Source organism: Cellulomonas sp. NPDC055163 (assembly GCF_053607065.1).
This window is the reverse complement of sequence record NZ_JBSGSU010000007.1, coordinates 105,377-120,364: the sequence shown is the minus strand read 5'-3', so window position 1 is coordinate 120,364 and position 14,988 is coordinate 105,377. Positions and strand designations below refer to the sequence as shown.

Annotated in this window: 11 protein-coding genes; 5 read left to right on the top strand and 6 right to left on the bottom strand. The window is 76.3% G+C overall.

All coding sequences use genetic code 11. The features are described from left to right. Positions 1 to 89 precede the first annotated feature (89 nt). The 3 genes from ACWFNE_RS14980 to ACWFNE_RS14970 all read left to right on the top strand — a co-directional run bounded on the left by ACWFNE_RS14980 (position 90) and on the right by ACWFNE_RS14970 (position 4,561). Positions 90 to 2,138: an ABC transporter gene (locus ACWFNE_RS14980; protein ID WP_452123223.1), complete on the top strand. Its 2,049-nt coding sequence runs from the start codon at positions 90 to 92 to the stop codon at positions 2,136 to 2,138. Further along, positions 2,135 to 4,000, top strand: a complete 1,866-nt coding sequence (locus ACWFNE_RS14975) for a GTP-binding protein HSR1 (RefSeq protein ID WP_452123222.1) — start codon at positions 2,135 to 2,137, stop codon at positions 3,998 to 4,000. The genes ACWFNE_RS14980 and ACWFNE_RS14975 overlap by 4 nt, the downstream gene beginning before the upstream one ends. A 75-nt stretch (positions 4,001 to 4,075) precedes the next feature. Next, positions 4,076 to 4,561: an acyl-CoA thioesterase gene (locus ACWFNE_RS14970; RefSeq protein ID WP_452123221.1), complete on the top strand. Its 486-nt coding sequence runs from the start codon at positions 4,076 to 4,078 to the stop codon at positions 4,559 to 4,561. Positions 4,562 to 4,653: 92 nt separating this feature from the next. Here ACWFNE_RS14970 and ACWFNE_RS14965 read toward each other — a convergent pair whose 3' ends face one another. The 4 genes from ACWFNE_RS14965 to ACWFNE_RS14950 all read right to left on the bottom strand — a co-directional run bounded on the left by ACWFNE_RS14965 (position 4,654) and on the right by ACWFNE_RS14950 (position 8,722). Next, a complete protein-coding gene (locus ACWFNE_RS14965; RefSeq protein ID WP_452123220.1) occupies positions 4,654 to 6,276 on the bottom strand; it encodes an SDR family oxidoreductase in 1,623 nt (540 codons plus the stop codon). Between the two features lie 39 nt (positions 6,277 to 6,315). Beyond that, positions 6,316 to 7,311: a DNA topoisomerase IB gene (locus ACWFNE_RS14960; protein WP_452123219.1), complete on the bottom strand. Its 996-nt coding sequence runs from the start codon at positions 7,309 to 7,311 to the stop codon at positions 6,316 to 6,318. 114 nt (positions 7,312 to 7,425) lie between these two features. Further along, positions 7,426 to 8,301 (bottom strand): acyl-CoA thioesterase, encoded by an 876-nt coding sequence (locus ACWFNE_RS14955; protein WP_452123218.1) that lies wholly within the window; start codon positions 8,299 to 8,301, stop codon positions 7,426 to 7,428. Positions 8,302 to 8,305: 4 nt separating this feature from the next. Next, positions 8,306 to 8,722 (bottom strand): globin, encoded by a 417-nt coding sequence (locus ACWFNE_RS14950; protein ID WP_452123217.1) that lies wholly within the window; start codon positions 8,720 to 8,722, stop codon positions 8,306 to 8,308. 162 nt (positions 8,723 to 8,884) lie between these two features. Here ACWFNE_RS14950 and ACWFNE_RS14945 point away from each other — a divergent pair, with 162 nt between their 5' ends. Then, positions 8,885 to 9,115 carry a glucose PTS transporter subunit EIIB gene (locus ACWFNE_RS14945; RefSeq protein ID WP_034624861.1) on the top strand — a complete coding sequence of 77 codons (231 nt, stop codon included), beginning with the start codon at positions 8,885 to 8,887 and terminating at the stop codon, positions 9,113 to 9,115. Between the two features lie 57 nt (positions 9,116 to 9,172). Here the strand turns inward: ACWFNE_RS14945 and ACWFNE_RS14940 are convergent, their stop codons facing one another. Both ACWFNE_RS14940 and ACWFNE_RS14935 read right to left on the bottom strand, forming a co-directional pair. Next, the gene (locus ACWFNE_RS14940) at positions 9,173 to 10,324 is read right to left on the bottom strand and encodes a mechanosensitive ion channel family protein (protein ID WP_452123216.1); all 1,152 of its coding nucleotides are present in this window, start codon (positions 10,322 to 10,324) and stop codon (positions 9,173 to 9,175) included. Then, positions 10,321 to 12,582, bottom strand: coding sequence for a prolyl oligopeptidase family serine peptidase (locus ACWFNE_RS14935; protein ID WP_452123215.1), 2,262 nt, complete (start codon positions 12,580 to 12,582; stop codon positions 10,321 to 10,323). The genes ACWFNE_RS14940 and ACWFNE_RS14935 overlap by 4 nt, the downstream gene beginning before the upstream one ends. Before the next feature lie 138 nt (positions 12,583 to 12,720). Between ACWFNE_RS14935 and malQ the strand changes: the two genes are divergently transcribed. Further along, positions 12,721 to 14,859 carry a 4-alpha-glucanotransferase gene (gene malQ, locus ACWFNE_RS14930; RefSeq protein WP_452123214.1) on the top strand — a complete coding sequence of 713 codons (2,139 nt, stop codon included), beginning with the start codon at positions 12,721 to 12,723 and terminating at the stop codon, positions 14,857 to 14,859. The last annotated feature ends 129 nt before the right edge of the window (positions 14,860 to 14,988 follow it).

The following is a 14,988-nucleotide window of genomic DNA, read 5'->3' as shown; positions in this document are numbered from 1 at the left end:
CCTTCGTGTTTCTCCTTTCTCACTTCGCCCACCCTTTTTTCCGTTGTGGTGGTTTGTGGGGAGTTGGGGGGGATGGCGATCCCGCGCAGGTGCTCGACCAGCTCGACGACTACCTGCTGCCACGGCTGCGGGCGGAGAACGCCCCGCTGCTCGTCGTGGTCGGCGGGTCGACGGGTGCGGGCAAGTCGACGCTCGTGAACTCGCTGCTCGGCGAGCAGGTCACGACGTCGGGCGTGCTCCGGCCGACGACCCGGTGGCCGGTGCTGGTGCACCACCCCCTCGACGCACGGTGGTTCTCGACGGACCGCGTGCTGCCCGGTCTCGCGCGCCTCGTCGGCGCGCGGGTGGACCTCGCGAAGAGCGCGGCCGACGGCGGCGGCGCGGCAGCGAGCGGCAGCGCGGGCTGGTCGGGCGGCGCCGGTGCGACCGGGGGCGGCGCGGCCGTTCCCGGTGGCCCCGGGGGCGGCTCGGGTGGAGGGGTCTCGACCGCTGCTCACCTCACCGGGCCTGCCGCGACGGCCACGGACGGGCACGGCGCCGGGCTGCGGCTCGTGTCGTCACCCGCCCTGCCGCCCGGGCTCGCGCTGCTCGACGCACCCGACATCGACTCGGTCGTCGAGGAGAACCGCGCGCTCGCGACGCAGCTGCTCGCGGCGGCGGACCTGTGGCTGTTCGTCACGACCGCCGCGCGCTACGCGGACGCCGTCCCGTGGGAGCTGCTCGGGGCCGCGGCGCGCCGCCGCGTCCACCTCGCGCTCGTGCTCGACCGGGTCGACGACGGCACCGAGGCGCTCGTGAGCGCGCACCTGCGGCAGATGCTCGACGAGCACGACCTCGCCGAGGCGACGGTCCTCCTGGTTCCGGAGACCTCGACGGACGGGGGCCTGCTCCCCGAGGTCGCGGTCGGCGCCGTCGCGGACTGGCTCACGGCACTCGGCGGCGACCCCGCAGCGCGGGCTCGCGTGATCCGTGGGACCCGCGAGGGCGTGACCCGCGACGTGCTCGTGCGCGCCGAGGACCTCGCCCGCGCCGCGGACGACCAGCGCGCGGCCGACGCCCGGCTGCGTGCCGCGGTCGCCGCCGCCTACGAGGACGCCGCCACGCAGGTCGAGCGCGCGACGTCCGACGGCACGATGCTGCGGGGCGAGGTGCTCGCGCGCTGGCAGGACGTCGTCGGGACCGGCGAGTTCCTGCGGGCGGTCGAGCAGAAGGTCTCGGGCCTCCGTGACCGGATCACCGCCGCGTTCCGCGGTCAGCGGGCGCCCGAGCCGGCTCTCGCGCACGCGATCGGGCACGGGCTCGAAGCCGTCGTGCTCGACGCCGCGGAGGACGCCGCCGAGCGCGCGCACTCGGCCTGGCGCACCGACCCGGCGGGTGTCGCGCTGCTCGAGGGCCTCGCGCTGTCCCGCGCGTCGGGGGACCTGCGCGGTCAGGTCGCGGAGCAGATCCGTGGGTGGCAGTCGGACGTCCTCGCGCTCGTCGAGCGGGAGGGCGCCGACAAGCGCACGACCGCACGTGCTGTCTCCTACGGGGTCAACGGGCTCGGTGCTGCGCTCATGGTCGCGGTGTTCGCGTCGACCGGTGGCCTGACGGGTGCCGAGGTCGGCATCGCGGGCGGCGCGGCGATCCTGGCGCAGCGGCTCCTCGAGGCGGTGTTCGGCGACGAGGCCGTGCGCCAGCTCGCCCGCGAGGCCCACGAGCGGCTCGCGGTGCGCGTCCGCGCGGTGCTCGCCGGTCAGGCCGCGCGGTTCACCGCGCAGCTCGACGCGCTCGGCACCGCGGACGCGAGCGGCGATCCCCTGCGCACGGCGGTCGCCCAGGTCACCGCGGCGGCGGCGCGCGCCGAGGGAGCGGCCGCGGCGTCGGACGCGGCGCCGGTCGCCGGTGTCCCGGGCGCCGAGGCCGGACGCCTCCGCGGCGCCGGCGTGCTCGCGCACCTGGCCGCCGAGCGCGGGAACGGGTTCACGGGCCGGGACGCGCCCGGCGGCACGACGGACGGCGCCGACGCCCCTCTCGCCCCGGCGGGGACGAGTGCGCAGCGCACCGGGGCACCGTCGCCCGGGCAGCCGCCCGAGGGCCGGCTGCGGTCCTGGTGGCGACGCGTCACCGGTGCGCCGCAGGACGGCCAGGACGCGTGAGCGCCCGACGCAGCGGCCGCGCACCGGGCCGGGACCTCGCCGTTCAGGTCGACGCGCTCGCGGAGGCCGTCGACGCGGGTCAGGGCCGGCTCCCGCAGCGGGTCCTCGACGACGTCGACACCGTGCTCGCGCACGCCCGGGAGCGGGCGGCACTGTCGGGGGACTACACCGTCGTCGCGCTCGCCGGGGCGACCGGCTCGGGGAAGTCCTCGCTGCTCAACGCCGTCGCGGGCGCCGACCTCGCCGTCCCGGGCGTGCGGAGGCCCACCACCGGCCGTGCGCTCGCCGCCGTCTGGCCCACCCCCGCGGGTGAGGACGCCGCGCGCGACGGAGCGGCCGGGGCGGGTACCGCAGGAACGGGTGCGGCGGGCACCGGCAGGGCAGGGACCGGTGCAGCGGGAACGGGCACGGCGGGGGCGGGCACGGCGGGGGCGGGCACGGCGGGGGCGGGCACGGCGGGGACGGGCACGGTGCGCAGCGGCCCGTCCCGGACCGGTACGGCGGTGCTGGCGCCCGAGGGTCCGGGCGGTGCGTCCGGGGAGGACGGTGCCGCGCACGCCCTGCTCGACTGGCTCGGCGTCGACGAGCGCCACGAGGTCGCCGGGACGGTCACGCCGTCGGGCGTCACGACGGGCCTGGTGCTGCTCGACCTGCCCGACCACGACTCGGTGCAGACCGAGCACCGCGTGCGTGCCGAGCGCCTCTACGGCCGCGTCGACCTCCTCGTGTGGGTCGTCGACCCCCAGAAGTACGCCGACGCCGCGCTGCACGTGCGCTACCTCCGCCCGCTCGCCGGGCACTCCGCGGTCGTCGTGCTCGTGCTCAACCACGCCGACCGCCTGCCCCTGGACGAGCGCGAGCGCTGCCTGGCGGACCTGCGCCGGCTCGCCGCGGAGGACGGGCTCCGCGACGTCCCCGTGCTCGCGGTCAGTGCACGCACCGGTGAGGGTGTCCCCGACCTCCAGGCCCTGCTCGCCGCGGCGGCGCAGCGGCGTGAGGCCGCCACCGAGCGCGTCCGTGCCGACGTCCGCCGTGCGGCCCGCGAGCTGCTCGCCGCGTGCGGTGAGGCCCCCGCCAACCGTGCAGCCAAGCAGGCGCGCGCGGAGCTCGTCTCCGCGCTCGAGGAGGCAGCCGCGGTCCCGACGGTCGTGACCGCCGTGCGGCGCTCCGCGGCGCGGCAGGCGCGCGCCGCCACGGGCTGGCCCGCCACGCGCTGGCTCGCGCGCTTCCGGCCCGACCCGCTGCGGCGGCTCGGGCTCGGCACCGGCCGCTCCGACGAGCAACGACCCGACCTCGCCCGCACGTCCCTCCCGACGCCGGGACCGGCAGCACGCGCGCGCGCCGCGACCGCGGTGCGGAACTACGCGGACGCCGCGACGGCGGGGTCGCCCGACGACTGGGTCCTCGCCGCGCGCCGACGCGCCACGACCGACGGACTGGCCGACGCGCTCGACCGAGCGGTGGCCGGGACACGGCTCGAGGCGGAGCGGCGCCCGGCGTGGTGGGGGCTGCTCGGTGCCCTGCAGTGGGTGCTGTTCGCGGCGCTCGTCGCGGGGCTGCTGTGGCTCGCGCTGCTCGCCGGCGCGGCCTACCTCCAGCTGCCCGCGCCGCCGACGCCCGTGTGGTGGGAGTTGCCTGCCCCGACGGTGCTCGCGATCGGCGGCGGGCTCGCCGGGCTGCTCGTGGCGCTGCTCGGCCGGGTGGCCGGGGGCGTGGGGGCCCGTCGGAGGGCGACGCGGGTGCGGCGACGGCTGCGCGAGGCGATCGACGTCGTCGCCGGGCGGCTCGTCGTCGAGCCCGTGACGTCGGAGCTCGCGGCGCTCGAGCGGTGCCGTGACGGAGCGCGTCGCGCCGCTCGCTGACACCGTCCGGCCTGGCGCCGTGACGGTGAGCGAGCGCGCCCCGACCCCCGTTCGCCCCCACCGAAGGAGATCCCCGTGACCAGGCTCGTGGTCCCCGTGCAGCTGCGCTGGTCCGACATGGACGCATACGCGCACGTCAACAACGTCGCGATGCTGACGCTGCTCGAGGAGGCGCGCATCCAGGCGTTCTGGCGTCAGGTGCCGTCCGCCGACGCCCCGGAGGGGACGTGGCCGACGGCCGTGCTCGACGCCGGGCCGGGGGCCGAGCTGTCGACGCTGGTCGCGCGCCAGGAGATCGAGTACCTGCGGCCGCTGGGCTACCGGCGGACGCCGGTGCTCGTCGAGATGTGGATCGGGCACCTCGGCGGTGCGAGCCTCGACGTCTGCTACGAGGTGCGGGACGCACCGGAGGCCGACGGGGGCACGGTGTTCGCCCGTGCGCTCACGACGGTGGTCCTCGTCGACACCGCGACCGGGTCGCCCCGGCGCATCGGTCCCGAGGTGCGCGCCGCGTGGGAGGTCTACCTCGAGGAGCCCGTCCGGCTGCGGCACCGCCGCTGAGCCGTCCGGGGATCGCCCGGGTGGTCCCCGCGAGGCCCAGCCGGGCCGACGGCCGACGGCCGTCGGGCGTGGGCGTGAATGTCGCTCCCGGCTCACGTGCGCGAGCGCGCGTGCTCCCCGCTGGGCCGCCGGTCCGTGCGGGCACGCTCCGCGGTCTCGGCCGCGCGGGCGATGTTCCGCTGCATCCCGCCGAACACGATGCCGTGGAACGGGTAGACCGCACCCCAGTAGAGCTGGCCCGCGAGACCGTGCGGGTGGAAGAGCGCGCGCTGCGCGAAGACCGTCCGGTGGTCTCCCTCGACCGGCTCGACCCGCAGCTCGAGCCACGCCAGGCCCGGGACCCGCATCTCGGCGCGCAGCCGCAGCAGCGCGCCCGGCTCGACCTCCTCGACGCGCCACCAGTCGACGGCGTCGTCCACGAGCAGCCGCCCGGGCCGGCGCCCGCGACGCAGCCCCGGGCCGCCGACGAGCTTGTCCGCGATCCCGCGCAGCTGCCACGCGAGGGGCCAGGAGTACCAGCCCGCCTCGCCGCCGATCGTCTCGATGACCCGCCACAGCGCCTCGGGCGAGGCGTCCACCTCGACGCGCCGCTCGTCGACGTACATCGAGCCGCCCGCCCAGTCGGGGTCGCCCGGCAGCGGGTCGCTCGGCGCTCCCGTGACCGACGCCGAGGACCACCGCGTCGTGACGTCGGCGTCCTGGATGCGCTGGAGCGCGAGGCGCACGGCCCGGTCGAAGCCGATGAGGCCGCCGGGAGGGTCGGGGACGTGCTCCGCGATGTCGTGCTCGTCGCACACGACCTCGTGCACGAGCGACTCGACGAGCGGGCGTGCGAGGCCCGACGGCACCGGGGTCACGAGCGACACCCACAGGCTCGACAGCCGCGGCGTGAGCACGCCCACGCCGACGATGACCCGGCGGGGGAGCCCCGCGGCCTGGGCGTAGCGTTGCATCATCTCGCGGTAGGTCAGGACGTCGGGGCCGCCGATGTCGAAGCCGCGACTCACGTCCGGCGGCATCGCGGCCGAGCCGACGAGGTAGCGCAGCACGTCGCGGATCGCGATGGGCTGGATGCGGTTCTCGACCCAGCGCGGCACGGTCATGGCGGGCAGCCGCTCGGTGAGGTAGCGCATCATCTCGAACGACGCCGAGCCCGAGCCGAGGATGACGGCGGCGCGCAGCACGGTCGTCGGGACGCCCGACGCGAGCAGGATCTCGCCGACCTCGGTGCGGGACGCGAGGTGCGGCGAGAGCTCCTCGCCCTCGGGGTAGAGCCCGCCGAGGTAGACGATGCGCTCGACGCCGGCCTCGCGCGCCGCCTGCGCGAACGTCAGCGCGGTGCGCCGGTCGCGGGCCTCGAACGTGGGCCCGGTCCCGAGCGCGTGGATCAGGTAGTAGGCGATCCGCACGCCGCGCAGGGCCGCCCGGATCTCCTCGAGCTCGCCGGCGTCGGCCTGGGCGACCTCGACGTCGGCGTACCAGGGCCGCCCGCGCAGCCGGTCGGGGTTGCGGGCGAGCGCGCGCACCCGGTACCCCGCGGCGAGCAGCTCGGGGACGAGCCGGCCGCCGACGTAGCCGGTGACGCCCGTGACCGCCACGAGGGGTGCGTCGGGTGCGGGGCGGCCGTCGTCGCCGAGCCCCGGCACGAGTCCCGGGAGGGAGGGTGCGACGGGCTCGGGCAGAAGGTCCGGCGCGGGCCGGGCGTCGTCGGTCATGTCGCAGTCTGAGCCCGGCTGGGCCGGGTCCGCATCCGCTCAGGCGAGCAGCGCGAGCGTCTCCTTCTCCGCCACGAGCCGCGAGCGCGTCGGGCGGATGGTGTGCCCGCGCTCCCAGAGGTCGATCACGCGGGGGTCGATGTACGACGCGCGGCACACCGTCGGGGTGTTCCCGAGCTCGCCCGCGACGTCCCGGACGACCTCGGTGACCACCGTGCGGCGGGCGCGCTCGGACCGGGGTGGAGCGCCGGCGTCGGCCAGGGCGCGCGCGGCCAGCACGGTCGCGTGCCACGTGCGGAAGTCCTTGGGGCTCGCGTCGGACCCGAGCCGGTCCTTGACGTAGGCGACGACGTCGGCGCTGGTGACGTCGTGCCACGTGTCGCCGTCCTGCCACGCGAGCAGGTCGCCGGCGTCGTCGTTGCGGCGCACGAGCCGGCGCAGGAGCGTCGCGACCTCGTCGTCCTCGATGACCACGTCGCGCACCTGGCCGGACTTCGCGGGGTAGTGGAAGTGCACGCGCCCCTCGCCGTCGGGCGTCTCGGGGCGCAGGATCCGCACGTGCTCCTTCTGGAGCGTCGCCAGGCCGTACGAGCCGTTCTTCGCGGCGTACCCCTCGCCGCCCGCGCGGAAGTACGCGAGGTCGAGCAGCCGGAACGCGAGCGCGAGCACCTTCTCGCGCGGCATGCCGTCGAGGTCGAGGTCCTTGCGGACCCGGCGCCGCGCCGCGGGCAGGCTGCGGGCCACCTGGAGGACCTTGTCGTGCTTGAGGCGGTCCCGGCGCAGCCGCCACTGCGCGTGGTAGAGGTACTGGCGGCGCCCGGCGTCGTCCATCCCCGTGGCCTGGATGTGCGCGTTCGCGTGCGGGCTGATCCACACGTCGCGCCAGGCCGGCGGGATCGCGAGCGAGGCGATGCGGTCGAGGTCGTCCTCGTCGGTGATCCGCTCGCCGTGCTCGTCGAGGTAGTAGGAGCCCCGGCCGGCGCGACGACGCGTCCAGCCGGGACCGTCGACACGAGCGCGGCGCAGCCTGGGCATGCGGGCAGTCTCACCCGGCGGCGCGCCGACCGCGCGGCGAGCCCGTCGGACGGTGAGACGGCACCGGGCCTGCGACCCCGCCGGACGAGTGACGGACCGCGCGGGGGGAGCCCGTCAGTCCGGGACCCGGACCATGCCCTCCTGCGCGATCGACGCGACGTGCGTCCCGTCGCGGGTGAACACCCGGGCCGCGCCGAGGCCGCGTCCGCCCTGCGCGCTCGGCGCCGTCTGCGTGTAGAGCAGCCAGTCGTCGACGCGCACGTCGCGGTGCCACCACATCGCGTGGTCGAGGCTCGCGATCGACAGCCCGCGGGTCGCCCAGCTGTGGCCGCTGCGGCGCAGGACCGGCTCGAGCATCACCTGGTCGCACGCGAATGCGAGGAGCGCCCGGTGCAGGAGCTGGTCGTCCGGCAGGGTCTCGCGCGAGCGGACCCACACCATCTGCTGGCCCGTCGGGTCGCCCGAGCCGCCGAGGTAGATCGCGCCCTCGACGTGCCGGACGTCGAACGCGCTCTCCTGGCTCCAGAACCGCGCGACCGGGTGGTCGATGCCGGCGAGGTGGGTGTCCGCGGAGACGACGTCCTCCGGGTCGGGGGCGTCCGGCATCGGCTCGGCGTAGTCGAGGCCGGGCTGCGCCTCCTGGAACGACGCGATCATCGACAGGATGGGGGCGCCGCCCTGGAGCGCGTGCGTGCGGCGCGCGGTGAAGGACCGGCCGTCGCGGAGGCGCTCGACGGTGAAGGCGATGGGCTCCCGGACGTCTCCCGCGCGCAGGAAGTAGCCGTGCAGGGAGTGCGGCAGGCGCGTCGCCGGCACCGTGCGGCCGGCGGCGAGGAGCGCCTGCGCGAGGACCTGGCCGCCGAAGACGCGACCGCTGGGCTGGGGGAGGCTCGTGCCGGTGAAGGTGTCGGGCTCCGCGGCGTCCGGGCCCAGGTCGAGCACGTCGAGCAGCGCCCGCGTGGGTGTCGTCGCGGTGGGTTCGGTCGTCATCGGCTCAGTCCTCGAACGTGTTCAGCATCGAGTGCGCGGCGCGCTCGAGGTAGTCCCACAGCTGCGCCTCGTGCAACGGCGCGAGCCCGAGCCCCATGACCGCCTCGCGCATGTGCGCGAGCCAGCGGTCGCGGGCGTCGGGGTTGACCTTGAACGGGGCGTGGCGCATGCGCAGCCGCGGGTGCCCGCGCTCGTCCGAGTACGTCGTGGGGCCGCCCCAGTACTGCTCGAGGAACAGCGTGAGGCGCTCGGCCGCGGGGCCGAGGTCCTCCTCGGGGTACATCGGCCGCAGCACCGGGTCGTCGGCGACACCGCGGTAGAACGCGTCGACGAGCCGGACGAAGGTGTCGTGGCCGCCGATCACGGCGTAGAACGAGTCGGCGCGGTGGGCCGGGCCGGGCTCGGGAGCGGGGGAGGTCACGCGCCCCAGTCTCGCACCGCCACGCACCGTCACCGTGCCCCACGCACCGGCACCGTGTCCGCGCCGCGACCCGGGCGCGCCGGTCGGTGCCACCGGGACTAGGCTGAATGCCTGTGCGCCCCCACCAGCGCACGACGGCGCAGGGACGAGCTGAGGAGTTCGATGAGCAAGGCAGAGCAGATCCTCGCGGCGCTGGGCGGCGACGCGAACGTCGTCGATCTGGAGCCGTGCATCACCCGTCTGCGCGTCGAGGTGACGGACCCGCAGCTCGTCGACGAGACGGCGCTCAAGGCGACCGGCGCGTTCGGCGTGGTCCGGTCCGGCCGCGTCGTGCAGGTCATCGTCGGCCCCGAGGCCGACAACCTCGCCGCGGAGCTCGACACCCTCCGCTGAGCGGCCCGCACGACCGCCCAGGGCCCGCACCGGTAGGCGCGGGCCCCGGGGACCGTGTCAGCGACCGCGCGGCCCCGGGTCGGCGGGCGGGGCGGTCGTGTCGAGCGAGTCCGACTCGCGCCGCGTGTCCGTCACGGGTGCGGGCCTCTCGCCGTCCCCGGCCGCCTCGGCGGCGCCGGCCCCGTCGTCGGGCACCTGCACCGCCGCGTCGAGCTGCGCGCGGTAGGCCGCGAGCAGGTCGCGCTGTCCGCCGAGCGGGATGCCGGCCTCCTCGAGCGCGCGGCGCACCGCGGCGCGCATCGCCCGGGCGACCTCCCACTGCATCGCGGGCGCGGTCTTGACGGTCACCTGGAGCGTCACGGCGTCGAACGCGAGGTCCTCGATGCCCGTGACGGACGGCTCGCCGTCGAGGTAGGTGCCGAGCACCGGGTCCGCGGCCACCCGCGCCACCGCTTCCTCGAGCACGTGCCGCACCTCGTCGAGGTCCGCGAAGTAGTCGACCTTGACCTCGACGACCGCCTTGGCCCAGCCCTGGGTCTTGTTCCCGACGCGCACCATCGTCCCGTTGGGGACGTACCAGAGCGTGCCGGAGCTGTCGCGGATCTTGGTCACGCGCAGCGCGACGGCCTCCACGGTCCCGGTCGCGTGCCCGACGTCGACGACGTCGCCGACGCCGTACTGGTCCTCGAGCAGCATGAACATGCCCGAGAGGAAGTCCTTGACGAGGCTCTGGGCGCCGAAGCCGAGCGCGACGCCGACGATCCCCGCGGACGCGATGAATGGCGCGATGTTGGCTCCTAGCGCGTCGAGCACCATGAGCACCGCGAGCGTCCCCACGACGATCGTCGAGGTCGAGCGCAGCACCGAGCCGATCGTGCGCGCGCGCTGCGCACGGCGGGCGGTGACGACCGGGCTCGCGCGCCGCAGCGCCGCCGCGACCTCGGAGTCGCCGAGCCGGCCCCGCTCGAGCAGCGGCGTGCCGTCGGCGATGTGGTTCGTGGCGGTGCGGATCGCCCGTCGGAGGACGAGCAGGACGAGAGCCGAGACGAGGAGGATCACCGCGACGCGCGGCCCGGTGCGCAGGAACCACGGGAGCCCGTCCTCGACGACCCAGCGCATCGCGGCGTTCGCCTCGCGCACGACGTCGCCGGGCGTCGTCGCGGTGGGCTCGGGCGTCGCCTCGCTCCCGAGCAGCGTGCGGGCGCTCACCGGCCACCGCCCGCTGCGCGCAGCCCGGTGCGGTCGGCGACGAACTGCAGCTGCTCGACCGTCAGCCCGATGGTCCGGGACAGCGCCCGGCCGCCGTGACCGACGCCCGTCTCACGCCGGACCAGCACGGGTGCCACGTCGGCGTCTGCGCTCGTCGCCGCCTGCAGCGCTGCGGCGAGCTTGCGGGCGTGCAGCGGGTCGACGCGCGAGTCGCCCTCGAAGACCGTGAACAGCGTCGCCGGGTACGCGGTGCCGGCGGTGACCCGGTGGTACGGGGAGTACCCGAGCAGCCAGTCGAGCTCGCGCGGGTTGTCGGCGTCGCCGTACTCCTCGGTCCACGTCACGCCGAGCCCGAAGCGCTGGTAGCGCACCATGTCGAGCAACGGCGCCGAGCACACCACGGCAGCGAACAGGTCGGGGCGCTGCGTCAGCGCGGCACCGACCAGCAGCCCACCGTTGGAGCCGCCCCAGCACGCGAGCCGGTCGGGGGTGGTCCAGCCGTCCGCGACGAGGCGCTCGCCGACCGCGTGGAAGTCGTCGAAGACGTTCTGCTTGGCCCCGCGCATGCCGCTGCGGTGCCACTCCTCGCCCTCCTCGCCGCCGCCGCGCAGGTTGGCCACGACGTAGACGCCGCCGGCCTCGACCCACGCGAGCGTCGTCGCGGAGTACGCCGGGTCGAGCGAGATCTGGAAGCCGCCGTACCCGTAGAGGACCGTCGGCGCGGGGGAGAGCGGGCGACCGTCGGCGTCGAGCGCGTCGGCCCGCGCGACGACGAACGCCCGCACCGTCGTGCCGTCGGCGCTCGGCGTCGTGAGCTGCTGCACCCGCACGTCCGGGAGGTCGGCGAGCAGCCCGGGCGGCGCGGCCCACACGGACGTGGTGCGTGTGCGGGCGTCGAACAGGTGCACGGTCGAGACCGTGGTGTGGTCGGTGTAGGAGAACCAGAGCTCCCGGCCGCCCTCGGGGCGCGTCGCGAGGCCGCCGATCGAGCCGAGCCCGGGCAGCACCAGCGCGCCGTCGTCCCCGGGGAGCCGCCCGCCGGTGCGCGGGTCGTGCAGCGTGACCTCGCTCACGGCGTGCCGGCGCCACGCGGCGACGAGCAGCTCGGGCTCGACGACGTCCCCGGGGCCCCCACCCGCGTCGGTGAACGCGACGTCCTCGAGCACGGCCTCGCGGTCCTCGGCGAGCAGCGTGCGCCAGTGCGGGACGCCCGGTGACGTTGGGTCCGTGACGGCGACGCGGCCGCGCGGGGCGTCGAGGTCGGTGTGCAGGTAGAGCCGCCCGTCGCGCCCGACCCACGCGTGCGTCTGCGCGTCGACGCCGACGACCACGGGGACGAGCTCGGGCGCCTCGATCCCGGCGGTCAGGTCGGCGATCCACACGTCGGAGCGCGGCGCGGTGCCCGCGGACGCCGAGACGAGCAGCCAGCGCCCGTCGCGCGAGACGCTCACGCCGTAGTAGCTCGTGCGGTCCAGCCCGGCACCGAACACCTCGACGTCCTGCGCGGCGTCGGTGCCCAGCCGGTGCAGCCAGACGCGCCGGTGGTACTGCTGCTCACCCTCGGGCAGATCCTCGGGCGGGAGCCGGCGCACGTAGTAGAACGCCTCGCCGCCCGGCAGCCAGGCCACGGGGGAGTAGCGGGCCCGGTCGATCGGTCCGTCGACGAGGGTTCCGGTGGCGACGTCGAGCACGTGCAGGACGCTCTCCTCGGTGCCGCCCGACGACACCTGGTACGCGAGGAGGTCGCCCTCCTTGCTCGGCTGCCACGCGTCGAGGGTCGTGGTGCCCGCGGGGTCGAGCGCGACGGGGTCGAGCAGCACGCGCTCGACGGCGTCCCCGCTGCCGCCCGGGGCCGGCTCGGCGACGACCACGACCGCGTGCTCCTGGTCGCCCGAGCGCCGCGAGAAGAACCGGCGGTCACCGCGCCACGCCGGGGCCCCGACGAAGCCCGCGCCGAGCAGCTCGCGCAGGCGCGCGGTGAGCCGCCCGGTGGACGTCGGGCCCTCCGCCGCTGCACCGGCCGAGGTGCCGTCCGGGACGGCCTCGCCGTGCACGAGGCGCGCGCGGTAGGCGGCGTAGAGCGCGTCCTGCGCGTCCGACCACGCCTGCGTCCGCGCGTCCTCCGCGTCCTCGAGCCACCGGTAGGGGTCGGCGACCGGGCGCCCGTGCAGGTCCTCGACGAGGTCGAGCCGCTCGGCGGGCGGGTAAGGGGGCAGGGCGGTGCGGGCGGGTCCGGGCAGGGGGGCGTGCGCGCTCATGGTCCGCAAGGCTACGTCCGCCGCACGCACGTCCGGCGCACGGGACCGCCGTCCGCGGGTGCTGCGCACGAGCGCGCCGCGCGCCACCGAGCGCCGCTCGTCCTGCGGTCCTCCGGGGGGCTCTGGCAGGATCAAGTGGTGGCAGCCCATACCCCTGAACCCTCCCCGGACCTGCTACGTCTCGGCGCCGCGTACGGGATCGTGCCCGACTACTGGGCGCACGACGGCACGCAGCACCAGGTCACCGCCTCGACCCTCGTGGGCGTCCTGCGCGCGCTCGGCGTCGACGCGTCGTCCCCCGAGCGCATCGCGCTCGCGATCGCCCACGTCGAGGACATGCCGTGGCGGCGGACCCTCCCACCCGTCACCGTGGTCCGCGAAGGCCGCCACGCGCACGTCGCCGTGCACGTCACGCACGGCGATCCGGTGCGCGTGTGGCTCGAGCTCGACCCCGAGTCGGGCGGAGGTCGCCGCGACCTGCCACAGGCGGACGTCGTGATCGACCCGCGCAGCGTCGACGGCCGGCTCGTCGGGCGCGCGACGTTCACGCTCCCGACCGACCTGCCCCTCGGCTGGCACGAGCTGCACGCGGACGGGCCGAGCGCCCGCGCCCGCTCGACCGTCGTCGTGACCCCGAACACCCTCGAGCTCCCCGAGCAGCTGCGCGACGGCCGCGCGTGGGGCTTCATGACGCAGCTCTACTCGGTGCGCTCGCGGGCGTCGTGGGGCGTCGGGGACCTCGCCGACCTCGCGGACCTCGGCTGGCTCGCGGGCCGCACGTGCGGCGCCGACTTCCTGCTCATCAACCCGTTGCACGCCGCCGAGCCGGTGCCCCCCCTGACGCCGTCGCCGTACCTGCCGACGACGCGCCGGTTCGTGAACCCGGTCTACATCCGCGTCGAGGACGTCCGCGAGACGGCGTACCTCTCGGCGGCGGACCGCGCGCTCGTCGAGTGGGCGTCCGAGCCGGCCCGGGCGCTCGACACCGACGCGGGCCCGATCGACCGCGACGTGGCGTGGGACGCCAAGCGCTCGGCGCTCGAGGTCGTGTTCGCCGCTCCCCGCTCCGCGGCGCGCCAGGCGGCGTTCGAGGACTACCGCGAGGACGAGGGCCAGGGCCTCGAGGACTTCGGGCTGTGGTGCGCGCTCGTGGAGAAGTACGCCGGGGAGCCGTGGCCGGCCGGTGCGCTGGACCTGTCCTCGGCGTTCGTCGAGCGTGCCCGCACCGAGCTCGCGGGCCGGGTCGACTTCTACTGCTGGCTGCAGTGGGTCGCGGACTCCCAGCTCGCGGCGGCCCAGCGTGCCGCGCACGAGGGCGGCATGACGATCGGGATCATGCACGACCTGGCCGTCGGGGTGCACCCGGAGGGCGCGGACGTCTGGGCGCTCGGCGACGTGCTCGCGACGGGCGCGACCGTCGGTGCGCCGCCCGACATGTACAACCAGCAGGGCCAGAACTGGTCGCAGCCGCCGTGGCACCCCGAGCGGCTCGCGCGCGTCGGCTACCGGCCCTACCGGGACATGCTGCGCACGGTGCTCCGGCACGCGGGCGCCATCCGGATCGACCACGTCATCGGCCTGTTCCGCCTGTGGTGGATCCCCGAGGGCGCGCCCGCCGACCAGGGCGCGTACGTGCGCTACGACCACGAGGCCCTCGTCGGCATCCTCGCGCTCGAGGCGCACCGGGCGGGTGCCGTCGTGATCGGCGAGGACCTCGGCACGTTCGAGCCGTGGGTGCGCGACTACCTGAGCGACCGCGGGGTGCTCGGCACGTCGGTGCTGTGGTTCGAGAAGGACCACGCCGGCAAGCCCCTCGCCCCCGAGGAGTACCGTCGCCTCGCGCTGGCGAGCGTCACGACGCACGACCTGCCGCCCAGCGCGGGTTACCTCGCCGAGGAGCACGTGACGATCCGCGACCGCCTCGGGCTGCTGTCCGAGCCGGTCGAGCAGGTGCGCCGGGCCGCGCGCACCGAGCGTGAGCAGATGGTCGAGGCGCTGCGGGGACGCGGGCTCGTCGGGCCGCAGCCGTCCGAGCGCGAGACCGTCGAGGCGCTGCACGCGTGGGTCCTCGAGAGCCCGGCCGCGCTCGTCGGGGTCTCGCTCGCGGACGCCGTGGGGGAGCGGCGCGCGCAGAACCAGCCGGGCACGGACCAGGAGTACCCGAACTGGAAGGTCCCGCTCGCGGACGGCGCCGGGCAGGTGGTCCTCGTCGAGGAGCTGTTCGACAACGCGCGGCTGCGCTCGCTCGCCGCGGTGCTGAACCGCGACCGCGGCTGACGGCACGGCACGCCGCGGCCGGCAGGCCGCGTCCTGGCCACGCGCGTCCCGGACGACCACACCCCGCGCCACGCGCACCGACGACGACGGCCCGGCCCCCACGAGGGGGCCGGGCCGTCGTCGTGCGGG